This is a genomic window from Aeromonas sp. (assembly GCF_050633025.1).
Taxonomy (GTDB): domain Bacteria; phylum Pseudomonadota; class Gammaproteobacteria; order Enterobacterales; family Aeromonadaceae; genus Aeromonas.
Genome location: NZ_JBODRQ010000076.1, coordinates 1 through 17996 on the forward strand (window position 1 = coordinate 1; position 17996 = coordinate 17996).

18 protein-coding genes are annotated in these 17996 nt (G+C 59.1%); 2 read left to right on the plus strand and 16 right to left on the minus strand.

Translation table 11 applies throughout. The annotated features are described in order from the left end of the window. Positions 1-78 precede the first annotated feature (78 nt). Positions 79-1563: a membrane-bound lytic murein transglycosylase MltF gene (gene mltF / locus ACRAUW_RS11375; RefSeq protein WP_431362369.1), complete on the plus strand. Its 1485-nt coding sequence runs from the start codon at positions 79-81 to the stop codon at positions 1561-1563. A gap of 176 nt (positions 1564-1739) precedes the next feature. Beyond that, positions 1740-1886 carry a hypothetical protein gene (locus tag ACRAUW_RS11380; RefSeq protein WP_227273859.1) on the plus strand — a complete coding sequence of 49 codons (147 nt, stop codon included), beginning with the start codon at positions 1740-1742 and terminating at the stop codon, positions 1884-1886. A gap of 49 nt (positions 1887-1935) precedes the next feature. Here ACRAUW_RS11380 and ACRAUW_RS11385 read toward each other — a convergent pair whose 3' ends face one another. The 16 genes from ACRAUW_RS11385 to iscA form a co-directional block, all read right to left on the minus strand. Continuing rightward, entirely contained in the window at positions 1936-2160 is a 225-nt protein-coding gene (locus tag ACRAUW_RS11385) for a zinc ribbon domain-containing protein (RefSeq protein WP_431362370.1), read from the minus strand. A gap of 124 nt (positions 2161-2284) precedes the next feature. Continuing rightward, complete coding sequence (gene der / locus ACRAUW_RS11390) at positions 2285-3781, minus strand: ribosome biogenesis GTPase Der (RefSeq protein ID WP_431362371.1); 1497 nt, start codon at positions 3779-3781, stop codon at positions 2285-2287. Between the two features lie 74 nt (positions 3782-3855). Beyond that, the gene (gene bamB / locus ACRAUW_RS11395; RefSeq protein ID WP_431362372.1) at positions 3856-5040 is read right to left on the minus strand and encodes an outer membrane protein assembly factor BamB; all 1185 of its coding nucleotides are present in this window, start codon (positions 5038-5040) and stop codon (positions 3856-3858) included. Beyond that, on the minus strand, positions 5033-5683 hold the full coding sequence (locus tag ACRAUW_RS11400; protein ID WP_431362373.1) for a YfgM family protein: 651 nt from the start codon (positions 5681-5683) through the stop codon (positions 5033-5035). The genes bamB and ACRAUW_RS11400 overlap by 8 nt, the downstream gene beginning before the upstream one ends. Positions 5684-5686: 3 nt before the next feature. Further along, on the minus strand, positions 5687-6964 hold the full coding sequence (hisS, locus tag ACRAUW_RS11405) for a histidine--tRNA ligase (RefSeq protein ID WP_431362374.1): 1278 nt from the start codon (positions 6962-6964) through the stop codon (positions 5687-5689). A 138-nt stretch (positions 6965-7102) separates the two neighbouring features. After that, entirely contained in the window at positions 7103-8218 is a 1116-nt protein-coding gene (gene ispG, locus ACRAUW_RS11410) for a flavodoxin-dependent (E)-4-hydroxy-3-methylbut-2-enyl-diphosphate synthase (protein WP_431362375.1), read from the minus strand. Positions 8219-8228: 10 nt separating this feature from the next. After that, positions 8229-9197, minus strand: a complete 969-nt coding sequence (rodZ, locus tag ACRAUW_RS11415; RefSeq protein WP_431362376.1) for a cytoskeleton protein RodZ — start codon at positions 9195-9197, stop codon at positions 8229-8231. Then, positions 9187-9978 carry a PilW family type IVa pilus biogenesis/stability lipoprotein TapF gene (tapF, locus tag ACRAUW_RS11420; RefSeq protein WP_431362377.1) on the minus strand — a complete coding sequence of 264 codons (792 nt, stop codon included), beginning with the start codon at positions 9976-9978 and terminating at the stop codon, positions 9187-9189. The genes rodZ and tapF overlap by 11 nt, the downstream gene beginning before the upstream one ends. Positions 9979-9989: 11 nt before the next feature. Then, complete coding sequence (locus tag ACRAUW_RS11425) at positions 9990-11093, minus strand: bifunctional tRNA (adenosine(37)-C2)-methyltransferase TrmG/ribosomal RNA large subunit methyltransferase RlmN (RefSeq protein WP_431362378.1); 1104 nt, start codon at positions 11091-11093, stop codon at positions 9990-9992. Between the two features lie 167 nt (positions 11094-11260). Next, entirely contained in the window at positions 11261-11689 is a 429-nt protein-coding gene (gene ndk / locus ACRAUW_RS11430) for a nucleoside-diphosphate kinase (protein ID WP_005333805.1), read from the minus strand. A gap of 267 nt (positions 11690-11956) precedes the next feature. Beyond that, a complete protein-coding gene (gene pepB / locus ACRAUW_RS11435) occupies positions 11957-13240 on the minus strand; it encodes an aminopeptidase PepB (RefSeq protein ID WP_431362379.1) in 1284 nt (427 codons plus the stop codon). 97 nt (positions 13241-13337) lie between these two features. After that, a complete protein-coding gene (gene pepB, locus ACRAUW_RS11440) occupies positions 13338-14642 on the minus strand; it encodes an aminopeptidase PepB (RefSeq protein ID WP_431362380.1) in 1305 nt (434 codons plus the stop codon). Positions 14643-14815: 173 nt separating this feature from the next. Next, positions 14816-15154: an ISC system 2Fe-2S type ferredoxin gene (fdx, locus tag ACRAUW_RS11445; protein ID WP_005333808.1), complete on the minus strand. Its 339-nt coding sequence runs from the start codon at positions 15152-15154 to the stop codon at positions 14816-14818. A gap of 1 nt (position 15155) precedes the next feature. Further along, the gene (gene hscA / locus ACRAUW_RS11450) at positions 15156-17003 is read right to left on the minus strand and encodes a Fe-S protein assembly chaperone HscA (RefSeq protein WP_431362381.1); all 1848 of its coding nucleotides are present in this window, start codon (positions 17001-17003) and stop codon (positions 15156-15158) included. A gap of 28 nt (positions 17004-17031) precedes the next feature. Then, entirely contained in the window at positions 17032-17550 is a 519-nt protein-coding gene (hscB, locus tag ACRAUW_RS11455; RefSeq protein WP_431362382.1) for a co-chaperone HscB, read from the minus strand. A gap of 118 nt (positions 17551-17668) precedes the next feature. Then, entirely contained in the window at positions 17669-17992 is a 324-nt protein-coding gene (iscA, locus tag ACRAUW_RS11460; RefSeq protein ID WP_005333812.1) for an iron-sulfur cluster assembly protein IscA, read from the minus strand. Positions 17993-17996: the final 4 nt, after the last annotated feature.

The window sequence follows — 17996 nt, forward strand, 5'->3', positions numbered from 1 at the left end:
ACAGACAAACGTTTTCTTGTTTTGTGCGGTGTGACTCGGCACACACTCTCTGGTATAAAGGTGCTTATTTTTTGACAAATGCCGATTTTTTCAACAAAGGTACTCCGCTACTTGCGCTGCATTTTTCGACTGTTTATCGGGCTGACCTTGCTACTTACCCTGGTTGGCTGTGACTTTTATACCCCCTCCAGCCAGCTGGAGCGGATCCGCCAACGGGGCGAGATCCGGGTTGGCACCATCTATGGTCCCACCTCCTATTACCAGCGTGACGACCTCGCCCAGGGGTTCGATTACGAGCTGGCGCAACATTATGCCGACTGGTTGGGGGTGAAACTCACCATCATCCCGGTCGACACCACTGACGAACTGGTCGCTCTGCTGAAAAAGGGCAAACTCGATCTGGCGGCTGCCGCCATCATGGTCACCCCCGAGCGGCGCGAGCTGTTTCGCTTCGGCCCGGGCTTCTACCAGGTCTCCCCTAAACTGATCTATCGCAACGGCAAACCCAAGCCGGCTTCGTTGAACGATATCAAGGGAAAGCTGGTGGTAGCCGCCGGCTCCACCGGGGAAGATCTGCTCAAAGAGATGAGCAAGGAAAACCCCAAGCTAACCTGGAGCACCAGCGACAACGCCGATGTGGAGGAGCTGCTCAAGCAGGTGGTGGATGGCAAGATTGACTACACGGTGGTGCAGGATACTGTGCTGGCCCGCAGCCAGCGCTACTACCCGGAGCTCACCGAGGGGCTAACCCTGGCCCAGAAGCAAACCGTTGCCTGGGCCATGAGCAAGCTGCCCGATGACAGCCTCTATGCCAGCGTCATCGACTTCTTCGGCCAGCGTTTTATGGATGGAGCCATCGCCAAGCTGGACGAGAAGTACTTCGGCCACGTGCAGAACTTCGACTTTGTCGATACCCGTACCTTCCTCAAGCGCGCCAAGAGCCTGCTGCCCAAGTACCAGCCGCTGTTCCAGACCCACGCCAGGAATATCGACTGGCGTCTGCTCGCCGCCATCAGCTATCAGGAGTCCCACTGGGACCCTCAGGCCCGCTCCTACACCGGCGTGCGCGGAATGATGATGTTGACCGAGCCTACCGCCAAGGCGATGGGGGTCAACGACCGGCTTCATCCGGAAGAGAGCATCAAGGGGGGATCCCTCTATCTGCAACAGATGATGGAGAAGGTACCGGATTCGGTGCCCGATGACGAGAAGGTGTGGTTTGCCCTCACCGCCTACAACATCGGCTACGGCCACATGATGGATGCCCGCAGCCTGACCAAAGAACTCGGTAAGAATCCCGATGCCTGGAGCGACGTGAAAGAGGTGCTGCCGCTGCTGCAGCAAGCGCGCTGGCACCGCAAGGTACGTTACGGCTATGCCCGTGGCAGCGAAGCGCGCAACTATGTCAATAACGTGCGCCAGTACTACCAGAGCCTGCTGTGGCTCGACAACGAGCAACAGAAGGCGCATCAGCGGGAGAGTGTCGACAACGACAGCGAACCCGAGCTGGCCGAGCGCCCCACTGCCATCGTTGAAGTGGTCAATCAGATCACCATGCGCTAACCAGCCATTATTCGGCTGTTTTCATGCAAACATCTCTGTTACCATCGATTCACATCGGAGCCTATCCGAAATCGCATTGTTTTCATTATCTTGAAAGACTAAAAAACAGCAATTTCGGATGGGCTCCATCAATGACCCAAGGCCTGGATGGCCACCTGAGTTGGGAGGAGACCAAGATGCAAAAACGTAGAAAAATCAGTCTGGTCAGAAAAGCGAAGTGCAGCTGGAGCCCCAGACGCAAGCTCAAGCTTAATGACATCAAGCGCAACCTGTGGCGCAGAAATCGATCCTATACCCTGCTGATTGCAGAGCACACAGCATAAACCCGGCATTCGCCGGGTTTTTTATCTTCTTTCTCACCTGAATATCGTCTTACACCAGCGCAGCCTTGAACTGTACCGTCCGCTTGGAGATCAGCGAGTTGCAGTGGTTGCAGAAGTAATCCACCGCGCCGCACGCCTTGAGACGCTCCAGCTCCTGCTGGCAGGTGGGGCAGATGGCCGTAACGTGAACGTTAGCCTGGCACTGACCACAGGTTTGCGCCTTGCCGCGGGTATCCAGTTCAGCCTGGCATGATGGACAAAGCAGGGCTTCCATAGTCGACTCCTCATAAACTGAACCTGCGATAGGCTTGCCCATGGCGGGTTCCCCTCCCCGCCGGACATTTCACTACTGCAGGGGGAATAACAAAGCGGCTGCCGGTGAGAACAGCCGCCATGGCTTAGTTCTTCTTCATCTTCAGCAGCCGTTTGCGCTGACGCTCCTGACTCAGGGTCATGGTGTTCTTCTTGCCTTCAAACGGGTTGACAGACTCCTGGAACTCGACCCGGATCGGCGAGCCCATGATCTTGAGGGACTTGCGGAAGTAGTTGATCAGATACCGCTTGTAGGAATCCGGCAAGTCGTTCAGCTGGTTGCCGTGGATCACGATACGCGGCGGGTTGTAGCCACCGGCGTGGGCATATTTCAGCTTGACGCGGCGACCGTTGACCATCGGCGGCTGGTGATCTTCCTGCGCCATCTGCATGATGCGGGTCAGCATGGCGGTACTGGTACGACGGGTGGCGGACTGGTAAGCCTCCTGAATGGATTCAAACAGATGGCCGACACCGCTGCCGTGCAGGGCGGAGATGAAGTGGACGCGAGCAAAATCGATGAAGCCCAAGCGACGATCCAGCTCGTTCTTCACATCCTCTTTCACCTTCTGATCCAGACCATCCCACTTGTTCACCACCAGCACCACGGAGCGGCCGGCGTGGAGCACATAGCCGAGGATGCTCAAGTCCTGATCGGTGATGGTCTCCTGAGCGTCGATCACCAGCAGGCAGACGTTGGCATCTTCGATGGCCTTCAGGGTCTTGATAACGGAGAACTTCTCCACCGTCTCGTGCACCTTGCCACGACGACGCACACCGGCTGTGTCGATAACCACATACTTCTGCTCGTCACGCTCCATCGGAATGTAAACGGAGTCACGGGTGGTGCCGGGCATGTCATAAACGATGACCCGATCTTCCCCCAGCATGCGGTTGGTGAGGGTAGATTTACCGACGTTGGGACGACCGACAATGGCGAACTTGATGGGCAAGTCGGCGAACGGGGTCTCCTTGGTGTCCTCTTTGGTATCGAGTTCACCGGCAGCCACCATGCGCAGCAGGGCTTCTTCGTCGAAGTCCTCCTCTTCCTCATCCTGCGCATCTTCATCGGTAGCGGAGTCGACCAGGGTCTCCAGATGGGGAGCCAGGGCCAGTTCCAGCAGGCTCAGCACACCACGACCGTGGGCGGCCGCGATCTGGTAAACCTCGCCCAGCGCCAGACCGTAGAACTCGGAGACCGCGGAATCACCGTCGATACCGTCGGTCTTGTTTGCCACCAGAAATACCTTCTTGTGGGCCTTGCGCAGGTGCTCGGCGATGGCTTGATCCGCCGCGGTCAGACCGGCACGGGCATCCACCATGAACAGCACGACATCCGCTTCTTCGATGGCCAGCAGGGATTGCTCGGCCATCTTCAGCTCGATACCCTCTTCGGTGCCATCGATACCGCCTGTATCGACCACGATAAATTCCAGCTCGCCCAACTTCGCCTGACCATATTTACGGTCCCGGGTCAGGCCGGGGAAGTCGGCAACCAGGGCATCCCGGGTACGGGTCAGGCGGTTAAACAGGGTGGATTTCCCCACATTGGGGCGGCCCACCAGGGCTACTACAGGAGTCATAAAAGCCTCATTCTCAAGACGACAAAGGCTCCGGGTCCGAAGACCAGGAGCCGGATATTCACTTTATCGGACGATCAAGGACGCTTTAGCGCGTACAGCTTGCCGCCACGGCTCTGCACATACAGGGTCTCGCCATCAACCAGTGGGGCAGCATACAAACCACTGCTGTCGAGTTGCTGCATCGCCTTGATGGTACCGTCGGTACGATCAAGCCAGTACAGGTATCCTTCCACATCACCCACCACCACATAGTCACCAAAAATGACAGGTGCAGTGACGGTACGATTTTCCAGCTGGGTGTTGGACCACAGCTCCAGACCGTTGCGACGGTCGATGGCAAACAGGTGGCTGCGACTGTCGGTCAGCACAATGGCGTTACCGGTGATCGCAAGATCACGATAACCGGAATACTTGCGCTTCCACACCTCATCGCCGCTCATCAGTTTGCGGGCCATCAGCTGACCGTTGTAGGCGATGGCATAGAGCTCATCACCGGCAATCAGCGGGCTGGCATCGACGTCCACCATGCGGTCAAGCTCGGTAGCTCCACGCGGATCAGCCACTTTGGACTGACGCACCGGCTGGCCATTGCTCAGCAGGGCGATGCCCACCTTGCCATCGGCACGGCCGTAAATCACGGCGCCGTTGGTGATCACCGGTGCACCGGCACTGCGCAGGGTCAGCGGCGGCTGCTCTTCGGAGAGCGACCACTGCATCTTGCCTTCATCAGTGTCGAGGGCGATCAGGCGACCGGAGGTGGTCAACACCACCACGCGGCCATCTTCCACCGCGGGGCTTGCCACCACTTCGCCGGGCACATTGGTCTGCCACAGCACTTCGCCATTCTCTTCGTTCAGGGCGTAGACCACCCCGTTCTCGGAGCCGAGGAACAGCTTGCCGTAACGGGAGACCAGACCACCGGAGAGACGAGCGCTGCGCTTGTCGGCGTTGACCGGCAGGTCGGCCAGATCGACGGTCCAGAGGCGATCGCCACTGGCACGGTCAAAGGCGCTGACATCGCCGTCGCGGGCCGCCGCGTAGATGCGATCCTCTTCCACCACCGGCTTGAGCTGGGAGTAGAAGTCACCGATGCCATCACCCACAGTGGATGACCATGCGGTGTCGGCCGTGAAGGCAGATTCAACCTTGGGCAGCGGCGCCATCGGGTTGAGATCCTCTTCGGAACTGAACAGGGAGCAACCCTGCAGAGCGAAGGAGACCGCAGCCCCCAGCGCCACCATCTTGAATAGATTACGCATCCGGTGCCTCACCAGTCGCAACGGCCGGCAGGGCCAGATCGTCCATTTTCAGCTTGAGCTCGGCGCTACCCTGCAGGCCGCCGGCATCCGCCGCCGCCTGATAGGCATCACGCGCCTCTTCGCTCTTGCCCTGCTTTTGCAAAATGTCACCACGGGCCTCGGCCACCTGGGCCTTGAAAGCCTCGCTAGTTATCTTGCTCAGCTGGGCCAGCGCTTCATCGGCCTTACCCTGATCATTCAGCACGCGAGCCAGACGCAAGGATGCGATGGGTTTGATGCTGTCGTCACCAGTGGTGGCGACCTGAGCCAGCTGCTCGGCAGCCAGATCCAGCTTGCCCGCCTTGACGGCAGCGGCAGCCAATTGCAGCGCGGCCAACTCGCCATAGGAGTCGCCCTTGTTGGCGGTGACAAACTGCTGTGCCTGCTCGAAACCGGTGGCATCCCCCTTGGCCAGCTGCTCAATCACCTGGTTATAAGTGAGTGAGGAGGCCTCCATGGTCTCTTGCTGGTGCTGGTTGTAAAAGCGCCAGCCGAACAGACCGACCAGACCGATCACGGTCCCGGCGATCACCGAGGTTCCGTTCTCTTTCCACCACTCCTTGATAACCTCAACCTGTTGTTCTTCGGTGGTATAGACTTCCACAGCTTACTCTCCTTTGGCTGCCAGCAGGGCAATGGCGGCGTCAACCTTGACGGTCTGTTGCTCGGCCTGACCACGCAGATATTTGATAGTGATCTCCCCGTTTTGCACCTCGGTTTCACCAAGGATCAGGGCGATTGCCGCGCCGCTCTTGTCGGCACGTTTGAGTTGTTTCTTGAAGTTGCCGCCGCCGCAGTGGCTCATGAGGCGCAGGTCCGGCAGGGCATCACGCAGACGCTCGGCCAGCTGGAAGCCAGCCTGTTCGGTCTCCTCGCCCACCATCGCCAGATAGACATCCACCGCCGGGCGGATATCGGCGTTGAGCTCGAGGGTCTCCAGCATCAGCACCAGCCGCTCCATACCCATGGCAAAGCCCACGGCAGGAGTCGGTTGACCACCCAGTTGCTCCACCAGACCATCGTAGCGGCCACCGGCACAAACTGTACCTTGGGCACCCAGACTGTTGGTGACCCACTCGAATACGGTCAGATTGTAGTAGTCAAGACCACGAACCAGACGCTCGTTCACTTCGTACTTGATACCGGCGGACTCGAGCAGGCGCTTGAGCCCCTCGAAGTGGGCCAGACTCTCCGCCCCCAGATGATCGAACAGACGGGGGGCGCCGACCAGCACGGCCTGCACTTTCTCGTCCTTGGAGTCGAGCACCCGCAGCGGGTTGCTGTACATGCGGCGCTGGCTCTCTTCGTCCAGTTGGTCCTTGTACTGCTCCAGATAAGCCACCAGCGCATCGCGGTAGGCGGCACGCTCGGCGCTCTGACCCAGGGTGTTGAGCTGCAGGGTGACATGCTCGCTGATGCCAAACAGACGCCACAGACGGTGGGTCAGCATGATCAGCTCAGCGTCAATGTCCGGCCCGTTGATGCCAAACAGCTCGACACCGAACTGGTGGAACTGGCGATAACGGCCCTTCTGGGGGCGCTCGTGACGGAACATGGGGCCCATGTACCACATCCGGCGTTCCTGGTTGTAGAGCAGGCCGTGTTCGATACCGGCACGGACGCAGCTGGCGGTCCCTTCCGGACGCAGGCTCAGGCTGTCGCCGTTGCGATCTTCAAAGGTGTACATCTCTTTTTCGACCACGTCGGTCACTTCACCGATGGCGCGCTTGAACAGATGAGTCTGCTCGACAATCGGCATGCGCACTTCGCTGTAGCCATAGCTGGCAACGACCTGGCGCAGGATCTGTTCAACCTTCTGCCATACCGGGCTCTGCTCCGGCAGGCAATCATTCATACCGCGAATAGCTTGGATCTGTTTTGCCACGTTGATACTCGAGAAAAAGAGGTAAAATTTGGCCGCATTATAGGGATTTTCCCCCCCGAGGTAAAATCAGGGAATCCGGATGCGGGATTTAAAATCAGTCACCTGGAAAAAGGGCCACCCAATGTGGCCCTGTTTCGCTCACTCCTTGTCCATCGGGATCCGGTTGGCGGGATCCAGCATGGCGGCGCGGGCACGAATGCGGCGCTCAAGGGTCGGGATGAGATCCTTGTTGTCGAGTCGGTCAACGCGCTGGCCTCCTTCGTAGAAGGCACTCTTGTTGGCCGCACCGGCAAGACCCAGATCGGAAACCAGCGCTTCGCCCGGCCCGTTCACCACACAGCCGATGATGGAGACATCCATCGGGGTGATGATGTCTTCGAGCCGCTCTTCCAGCGCATTGACAGTGCCAATGACGTCGAACTCCTGACGGGAGCAGGAGGGGCAAGCGATGAAGTTGATGCCACGGGAGCGGATCCGCAGAGATTTGAGGATATCGAAACCGACCTTTACCTCCTCCACCGGATCAGCCGCCAGCGAGATGCGCAGGGTATCGCCAATACCGTCAGCCAGCAGCATGCCAAGACCAATGGAGGACTTCACCGCACCGGCACGGAAACCGCCCGCTTCGGTGATGCCAAGGTGCAGCGGCTGCTCGATCTGCTTGGCCAGCAGGCGATAGGCACCGACCGCCAGGAACACATCAGAGGCCTTGACGCTCACCTTGAAGTCCTGGAAATCGAGGCGATCGAGGTAGTCCACGTGACGCATGGCGGACTCCACCAGCGCCTCTGGGGTCGGCTCGCCGTACTTCTCCTGGATATCTTTCTCCAGCGACCCGCCATTGACCCCGATACGGATCGGGATATTGAGGTCGCGCGCGCAATCGACCACCGAGCGCACCCGCTGCTCGTTGCCGATGTTGCCGGGGTTGATACGCAGGCAGTCGGCACCGTACTCGGCCACTTTCAGGGCGATGCGATAGTCGAAGTGGATATCGGCAACGATGGGGATGCGGGTCTGCTGTTTGATGAGCCGGAAGGCTTCCGCCGCTTCCATGGTGGGCACTGAGACACGGACGATATCGGCACCGACCCGCTCGATCCGCTGGATCTGCTCAACAGTGGCGGCGACATCTGTGGTCTTGGTGTTGGTCATGGTCTGCACCGTAATGGGGGCATCGCCCCCTACCGGTACATTGCCAACCATGATCTGTCTGGATTTACGACGAATAATGGGAGATTCGTGTGCGGACATGACTAACAGATTACTCCTGCGGCAGTGAGAAGCGGGCAGTACGGCCGTTGTTGTAACGGCTCATATCAAACGACTGACCCTTGTAGTCAAGCTTGACGGCCATGGGCGCGCCAATGATGAACTTCAGGGGCTCGGCGCCTTCCAGCACCAGCTCGTCGTTGGCCTTCTTCAGACCACTGAACAGGGTCTTGCCGTTGGCATCCTTCACATCCAGCCAGCAATCGGCGGTGAAGCTCATCTTCAGTTGTGGCGCAGTCGCCGGATCCACGACAACCTCTTCAGATTCGGTGCCATTGGCGCCGGATACCGCGGCATCGGTCGCAGTGCCGACAGCCGCGCTGACATCGCTCGGGGCAACAGCCGCAGAAGCAGGCGCCAGGGTAGCAGTCGCATCGGAAACCACCGCAGGGGCCGCCACGTCCGTGGCGGCCGGTGCGATGGCTGCGCCTTCCACCGGCGCGGTGTTGATCGCATCGGGCGGCGTGATGGCAGGTTCAGCCGGAGTCGAACCGGTTGCACTCATCTCGGTGGCTGCCAGCGCTTCATCACCGGCGGATCGACGAGCAGTACTCTGCCACCACCAGGCGACCGAGAGCGCAATCAACACCAGGATCACCAGCCAGGTCACCACCTTGAGCCGACTGTCGTTGGCTTGCTGGCGGGAGCGACGGGAGAAACTCTGCATGTCGATATTGTCGGGAGGTGTCAATCCCAGCTTGTCATAGGCAGCCAGAATGGTCTCGTCAGGGATCCCGACCAGCTTGGCGTAGGAACGCAAATAGCCCCGGATAAAGGTATGGGACGTGTGCTTATCGTAGGTATCCGATTCGATAGCGGCGATCAGGGTCAGACGAAGGTGAATGCGGGACGCAACCTGTTCTCGTGTCCAGCCAAGCTGTTCGCGGGCGTTGCGCAGCAGTTGGCCTGGACCCACTGCCTGGGTTTCGTCTTGAAAATCGTGTTGCTGTTCAGTAGTCATTGGCTAAATAACGCTTGGCTTGTTGCGAAGTGGGATATTGCCTTACCAGCTCATTCCCGAATTGGTGGAGTAATGCCGGCTTGTCCATCGCCTGCGCCAATCTAAGTCTCAACCAGAGACTTTCCTCATTCTCGTCTGACACATCGGCAAAACGGGCGAGGTAGGACTGCACATCAGGCAGCTTGCCATCTTTCATGGAAAGCTCGGCCAAGTCCAGCAATAACCCTGGATTGCGGGGATTATACCCCAAGGCCAGGCGATAGTACTCGCTTGCTTTATCATTTCTGCGATTTTGCAGCGCACAAAGTGCCGCATTTTCATAGGTATCGGCAATTTTTACATAGCCTGGCTGAATAACAGCCTGGTTGAACGCCTGATCTGCCTCGGCATATCGGCCGCGATCACAGAGGAAGGCACCATAATTATTCATTGCGTCAGCATTGGACGGATCCATGGCAAGGGCGTTCTTGTAATGGGTCTCGGCAGCCTTGAAATCCCCTACCCTCTGGTAGAAGTAGGCAAAACCGATCTGGATCCGGGAGTTGGAGGGATCATATTGAAGAGCGCGGTCAAGATTGAACTTGGCCTGCTCGGCATTACCCTGACGCAGGTACTGGATACCCAGGTCAAGGCGGGTTTGGGCCGCCGCCTTGAGATCAGGACCCACTTCACGCTGGGTAGAGTTCTGGCCAGCGTAAGTGGTCTCGGTCACACAGCCTGGCAGCGCACTAAGCGCTGCCACTACCATTAATGTACGTGTATCCATTCCCTGTCTATACAATGGCTTAACAGTTAAACCATTTTGACGGAAATCCCATCCTGTTGCATCCGATTTTTAATGGTGCGCTTGGTGCGGTCAATTACATCGCCCACCAGCTGGCCGCAAGCGGCATCGATATCGTCACCACGGGTCTTGCGAACGATCACGGTAAAACCGTACTCCATCAGCACCTTGGAAAAGCGATCGATACGACTGTTGCTCGGCTTGCCGTAAGGGTTGCCCGGGAAGGGATTGAACGGGATCAGGTTGATCTTGCTCGGAGTATCCTTGAGAGCCTTGGCCAGCTCGTGCGCATGCTGCATATCGTCATTAATATGATCGAGCAGCACATATTCGACGGTCACCCGGCCACCGTTGGCATTGGATTTGGCCAGGTAACGACGGACACCGGCGAGGAACTCCTCGATGTTGTACTTGTCGTTGATCGGCATGATCTCTGAACGCAGCTTGTCGTTTGGGGCGTGCAGGGAGATAGCCAGCGCCACGTCGATCTGGTCACCCAGCTTGTCCAGCGCAGGTACCACGCCAGAGGTAGAGATGGTCACCCGGCGCTTGGAGATACCAAAACCGTAGTCATCCATCATCAGACGCATGGCGGGCACCACGTTGGCGAGGTTGAGCAGCGGCTCGCCCATCCCCATCATCACCACGTTGGTGATGGGACGCTTGCCACCGACCACACGGGCAGCACGCCACACCTGCCCGATGATCTCGGAGACTTTCAGGTTGCGGTTGAAGCCTTGTTGGGCGGTAGAGCAGAACTTGCACTCCAGCGCACAGCCGACCTGAGAGGAGACACAGAGGGTCGCGCGATCATCTTCCGGGATGTAAACAGTCTCTACTTCCTGATCACCCACCTGCAGGGCCCACTTGATGGTGCCATCGGCAGAGCGCTGCTCGCGGCTGATCTCGGGCGCCTTGATCTCGGCGATCACCTTCAGGCGCTCCTTGAGCACCTTGTTGACGTTGGTCATCTGATCGAAATCATCACACCCAAAGTGATAGATCCACTTCATGACCTGATCTGCCCGGAACGGCTTCTCGCCCAGTTCGACGAAAAAGGCACGCATGGCATCCCGATCAAGATCCAGCAGGTTGATTTTTGTTTCGCTCATCAATGGCCTCAGTTCAAACACTTCATCAATTATTGGCTGACGACGTCAGGGGGCGGCATTGTACAAATAATGGGTCTGGCTTTCCACCTGGAGAATAGAGGGATATTGCGTAAACAGCGAAAACAACAAAGGGAGCCGAGGCTCCCTTGGGTCATCATCCACGTAAATCAGCCGCGCGGGCAGATCTCGTTGTCAGAGAAGAAGTAGGCAATTTCGCGGGCAGCGGATGCAGGTGCATCGGAGCCATGCACGGCGTTGCGATCGATGCTCTCGGCATAACAGGCACGCAAGGTACCAGCCAGCGCCTCTTTCGGATTGGTAGCCCCCATGATCTCGCGATTGCGACGGATGGCGTCTTCCCCTTCCAGCACCTGCACCATGACAGGGCCAGAGGTCATGAAGCTGACCAGATTGTCATAAAAAGGCTTGCCCTGATGTTCGGCATAGAAACCGGCAGCCTGTTCACTGCTCATGTGCAGCATTTTGGATGCCACCACTTTCAAGCCTGCGCTTTCGAAACGGCTATAGATGGCACCGATCAGGTTCTTGCTGACAGCATCCGGTTTAACGATAGAGAAGGTACGTTCGATGGCCATTGATATCTTTCCTTAACTACAGAGTTTTATTGTTAGAATCCATGTTCGCTGGCGATTATACGTAAACAAAAACCGGAAAAACACACAAAAAAGCAACTTTTTATTAAACATCACTCCCTTGCAATCAACATCCACACTCATCTTGACCGAGCAGAGCCGGAAAATATGTGCGCTTGCGCACGATAGTTACCTTAAGCCGCCAAAATCCCATTTTTTGTTCACAATTCGAACAGCATGAAAAAGGCACCCGAAGGTGCCTTGTCTCGCCTATTTGGCTTCCGCCAGCAGGGCCCGCGCTATGGTGCGCATCCCCAGGGTATTGGCCCCCGGCGCCCAGAGGGCATCGCCGTTATCACTGAAGCAGGCGGCCAGATCGATATGCAGCCAGCCCATCCCTTCGTTGGCAACGAAACGGGAGAGGAAACCCGCCGCGTTGGAGGCGCCACCCGGCCCGCCCCCCTTCACCGGACGGCTGTTGGCCGTGTCGGCGTAATGGGAGGGGCACTGCTGGCGGTGCCAGGGCTCCAGCGGTAGCGGCCAGGCCGGCTCATGCTCGGCATCGGCATAGGTCATGGCCCGGCTTACCAGCCCTTTATCGAGGCCAAACAGGGCATTGTAGCGCCCACCCAGCGCCATCACGGCAGCGCCGGTCAGGGTCGCGGCATCGATGATCAGCGGTGCGCCGGACTCGCTCGCCAGTTGCAGGCCGTCGGCCAGCACCAGCCGCCCCTCGGCATCGGTATTCACAATCTCGACCGTGGTGCCGTTCTTGTAGGTGAGGATGTCGCCCAGCTTGTAGGCGTGGCCGGAGACCAGGTTCTCGGCGCAGCAGAGGATCAGCTTCACCCGCTTGTCGAGCCCACGCAGCATGGCCAGCGCCAGCGCACCGGTGACAATCGCCGCACCACCCATGTCGCACTTCATGGTGAGCATCCCCTCGGAGCTCTTCATGGAGTAGCCGCCGGAGTCAAAGGTGATCCCCTTGCCTACCAGCGCTGCCGCCACCGGCGCCTTGGGGTCACGCTCCGGGTTGAAGTCGAGCTCCAGCAATACCGGTTCGCGCACACTGCCGCGGCCCACCTGATAGAGGCCGACCCAGCCCGCCTGTTGCAGCGCTTCTCCTTTCAAAATGCGATGACTCACCTTGTCCGGCGCCAGCTCGGTAATAAAGGAGGCCGCTTCCACCGCCAGCTCCAACGGGCCCAACTGCTCCGGGGTGGCATTGGTCATCTCGCGCACCCAGCGGCCGCAGAGCCAACGCGCTTCCAGCTCCTCTCTGTCCTCTTCCGAGGACATGGCCCACTGCAGTTGCACCTCCGCCTTGGGGGTTTGCAGCCCTTGGGCAAATGCCCACTGCTGTTCACGCTCCCAATGACCAGCCAGGGTCACTTTCTGGATCCCCTGCTGGCAGAGGCGACGGGCCGCCTGCTGGATATCGAGCAGCGGATTGGCCGTCACCAGATGGATCACCATGCCGTCGGCACGGTGAGAGAGCAGCGCCCCCTCCCCCCACTCGGCCGGTGCAAATTCACGACTCAGCCAGACATTCATGCGGTCACCTCCTGCAGCCCACGAAGGGCCGATAGCGCGCAAACTGTCGCGTTATGAACCAGCTGTACGTCACCCGAGATCAGACTTAACCAGATAGTCATACAGTCACCTCCTGCAGCCAGCGGGCGATGGTACGCAGACCGTGCCCCTTGGCGCCGGTCGCCCAGAGATCATTGCCCGATTTCTGATAGGAGGCCGCCAGATCCAGGTGCACCCAACCCTTGCCCTCATCACGTACGAAACGGGAGAGAAACGCAGCAGCCGTGGTGGCACCGGCCGTGCCTTCTGCCGAGGCGACGTTGCCCAGATCGGCAAAGGCCGAGGTGAGCTGGCTGGCATGCCAGGGTTCCAGCGGCAGCGCCCACGCCTGTTCGTTTTCCACCTTGGCGGCGGCCAGCGCACGAAGCTGTTCGGTCTCATCGAGGGCAAACACCGCATTGTAGTCGCGCCCCAGCGCCATCTTGGCGGCGCCGGTCAGGGTGGCTGCGTCAAGGATATAAGCCGCACCGCTGTCGGAGGCCGCCATCAGGCCATCGGCCAGCACCAGACGCCCTTCCGCATCGGTGTTCTGGATCTCGACCGAGATGCCGTTCTTGTAGGTGAGGATGTCGCCCAGCTTGAAGGCGTGGCCCGAGACCAGGTTCTCGGCGCAGCAGAGGATCAACTTCACCCGCTGGTTGAGACCGCGGCTGATGGCCAGCGCCAGCGCGCCAGTCACCATGGCAGCGCCGCCCATATCGGACTTCATCGGCAGCATGTTGTCAGAGGACTTCATGGAGTAGCCACCGGAATCGAAAGTGATCCCCTTGCCCACCAGCGCCGCCACCACGGGTGCATTGCGATCACCGGTCGGGTTGTAGTCGAGCTCCAGCAGCACCGGCTCGCGCTCGCTGCCACGGCCCACCGACCAGATCCCGATATGGCCGGACTCGCGCAGCGCTTCACCGGCGGTGATGCGGGCAGTGACCTGATCCCCGGCCAGACCACGAATGAGCAACAGGGCCGATTCCGCCAGACTCATGGGGTAGATCTCTTCCGGACAGCCATTGGTGATGTCACGTACCCAGCGAACCGCCTTGAGCAGCGCACCCAGTTCACGGGCGTCCGCATCGCTCTGCTGGCCGAAATCCAGTTCACGGGCTCCCTTGGCGGCGTAGAACCCCTGGGCGAACGCGTAGCGACGCTCCAGATCCCAGCCTTCACCGACCAGCGTCACCCGCTTGATCCCGCTCGATTCGAGGCGACGGGCGGCGCGCTGAACGGTGCGCAGAACATCCTTCTCCTGACCGGCAGCACCAAGATGGATCAGTGCCTCGTCGCCATTGAAACTGAGCTGGGCGCCCTCGCCCCAATAGGCGGCCGCAGCCTGGGTGGATAACGCTACCTTCATCATGTCAGCCATCGTGTTTGCTTCCTTTTTACTAGCACTATGTATAAGCACTCTTTATGGGAAAGAGCTTATTGGCAAAGAGAGAATAACGAATACAAAAAAGGCCGTACCCCCGAGGGTCACGGCCTTCCACCATATCACTGAAGCACCACAGGATGCTGCAGGTGCAATTCACTCATGTGTAATTAATGGCGTTCAGAGGCAAGGTTCAGGGTGTACTTGGGCAGTTCCACCACCAGATCCTCGTCCGCCAATTTTGCCTGGCAACTAAGACGGGATTCAGGCTCCAGCCCCCACGCCTTGTCCAGCATGTCGTCTTCCAGCTCGTCGCTTGGCTCGAGAGAGTCAAAGCCCTCGCGCACCACGCAGTGGCAGGTAGTGCAGGCACAGGATTTCTCGCAGGCATGCTCGATTTCGATACCGTTGCGCAGCGCCACATCCAGAATGGTCTCGCCGCTTTGCCCCTCGAGGGCGGCGCCATCCGGACAGAGTACGGGATGAGGAAGAATGATCAGTTTTGGCATATTACACCTTGTTGACGTTTTGTCCGGTCAGCACCTTGCGGATGGAGGCGTCCATCCGGCGGGCTGCAAATTCGCCACTGACAGCATCGGCTGCCTCAATGGCTTCTTTGATTTGATGGGTTGCGCCGCTGTTGCGCATGGTCAGCAGATGGGCGATGGCGGCATCAATCTCGGCACGCTCGGCAGCATTGAGCAGGGCATCGCCATCGGCGGCCAGCGCCGCATTGAGACTCTCGACCACCCGGTCGGCTTCAACCTGCTGCTCGGCCAGCATGCGGGCATCCATATCCTGCTGGGCGTTCTCGATGGAGGCGCTCAGCATGTTGAGGATATCCTGCTCCGCCAGCCCGTAAGAGGGCTTGACCTGGATCTCGGCCTGCACGCCGGAGGATTTCTCCATGGCGCTGACCGAGAGCAGACCATCCGCATCCACCTGGAAGGTGACGCGAATATGGGCGGCGCCGGCTGCCATCGGCGGAATACCGGTCAGGGTAAAGCGGGCCAGGGAGCGGCAATCGGCCACCAGCTCGCGTTCACCCTGTACCACGTGAATGGCCATGGCGGTCTGACCATCCTTGAAGGTGGTGAACTCCTGGGCGCGGGCCACCGGAATGGTGGTGTTGCGCGGGATCACCTTCTCGGCGAGGCCACCCATGGTCTCCAGACCCAGCGACAGCGGGATAACGTCCAGCAGCAGCATCTCTGCATCAGGCTTGTTGCCCACCAGAATATCGGCCTGGATGGCGGCGCCGATGGCGACCACCTTGTCCGGATCGATGCTGGTCAGCGGCGTACGCTGGAAGAACTCGCCCACCAGTTCACGCACCAGCGGCACCCGGGTGGAGCCACCGACCATCACCACTTCCAGCACTTCCACCTGCTCGAGAGCGGCATCGCGCAGGGCGCGGCGACAAGCCAGCAAGGTCCGTTTCACCAGCGGGGTGATGAGTTCATCAAACTGGCGGCGGCTCACTGAACCCTGCCAGCCAGCAAAGGTGCACGCCACCTGCTCGGCATCGGTCAGACCGTGCTTGACGGCGGCAGCCACATCCAATAGCTCACGCTGCAGATGGGCATCCAGTTCACCGGAGAGGCCCGCCTGCTCCTTGATCCAGTCCGCCAGCAGGTGATCAAAATCATCGCCGCCGAGGGCAGAATCACCGCCGGTCGCCATCACTTCGAACACACCTCGATGCAGCCGCAGGATGGAGATATCGAAGGTACCGCCCCCCAGATCGTAAACCGCAATCACCCCTTCCTGACCGGAGTCGAGGCCATAGGCAATCGCGGCCGCAGTCGGCTCGTTGAGCAGGCGCAGCACGTGCAGACCGGCCAGACGGGCCGCATCCTTGGTGCCCTGACGCTGGGCATCATCGAAATAGGCGGGCACGGTGATGACAACCCCATCGAGATCCCCACCCAGGGTCTGGGCGCCACGCTCGGCCAGTTTTTTGAGAATTTCGGCCGATACCTGCACCGGGTTGACCAGCCCCTGACGGGTCTGCAACTGCGGCATACCGTTGTCGGCGGCAACAAACTGGTAAGGCTGCTGGCGGGTATCGATATCGGCCAGCGCCTTGCCCATCATCCGTTTGACCGAGACGATGGTGTTGTGAGGATCAAGCGCCGCTTCGCGCTTGGCATCAATCCCGACTCGAATAGCGTCGCTTTGATAGTGCACCACTGACGGGAGCAGGTCGCGCCCTTGCTCATCGCAAAGGGTATCGGCGTGACCGCTGCGAACCGCAGCGACGAGAGAGTTGGTGGTGCCGAGATCGATGCCGACGGCACGTTTGTGCTGATGAGGAACAGCGCTCTGGCCGGGTTCGGCGATTTGCAGTAATGCCATGGGTAATGAAACTTCCAGCGTTAAAGGATCAAGACTCGAGAAGCGAGTCTTCGAATCGTTCCAGCTCTTCGAGGAGCTTGTCGACAAACTTGAGTTTGCGAACGCAATCAGCGGCAACGAGATCTCTGCCGGCGGCAAGAGACTCGGTCAGCTGCTGCATCAACAGCTGGTGATCATGCCTGATCTCGCTGCGAAAATCCTTGATGGCGCGCTCAGGGTCGGCGTCATCTTTCAGGTCGGCCAGACGCTCGCGCCACTCCAGCTGCTGCATCAGAAACGCGGTATCTTGCAGAGTCTGCTGTTCACCGCGGATATCGGTGCCACGCAGGGAGAGCAGATACTCGGCACGGCGCAGCGGCGCCTTGAGGGTGGTGAATGCTTCGTTGATCTGGGCGGCACGTTGCACCGCAATCAGCTGCTCCCGTTCGGGGGCGGTGGCAAAACGATCAGGATGGAATTGGGTTTGCAGCTGGCGGTAGGTATCAGCCAACTGACGGGTATCGAGCTCGAAGCCTTCAACCAGCCCAAACAGCTCAAAATGATTCATGCAAACCTCTTGGAAACGTTCGCCACTACCTCACTCGCCCCTGGCAAATGAGATGTGGTTGAACGGGTCATGGGCGACCCGTTCAACCACAGACGAAGGATCATTGACGTCAAACATCTCAGACACTGAAGCTTTCGCCGCAACCACACTCGCCTTTGGCGTTGGGATTGTTGAACTGGAAGCCCTCGTTGAGGCCCTCCTTGACGAAATCCAGCTCGGTGCCATCCAGATGGATCAGGCTCTTGGCATCGACAATAATCTTGACGCCCTGCTGCTCGAACACCTGATCCTCATCGGTCAGTTCATCAACGAACTCAAGCACGTAGGCCAGACCGGAGCAGCCGGTGGTTTTGACGCCGAGGCGCAGGCCAATGCCCTTGCCCCGGTTAGCCAGAAAAGAGGAAACCCGTGCCGCGGCGGCATCTGTCATGGTAATAGCCATACTG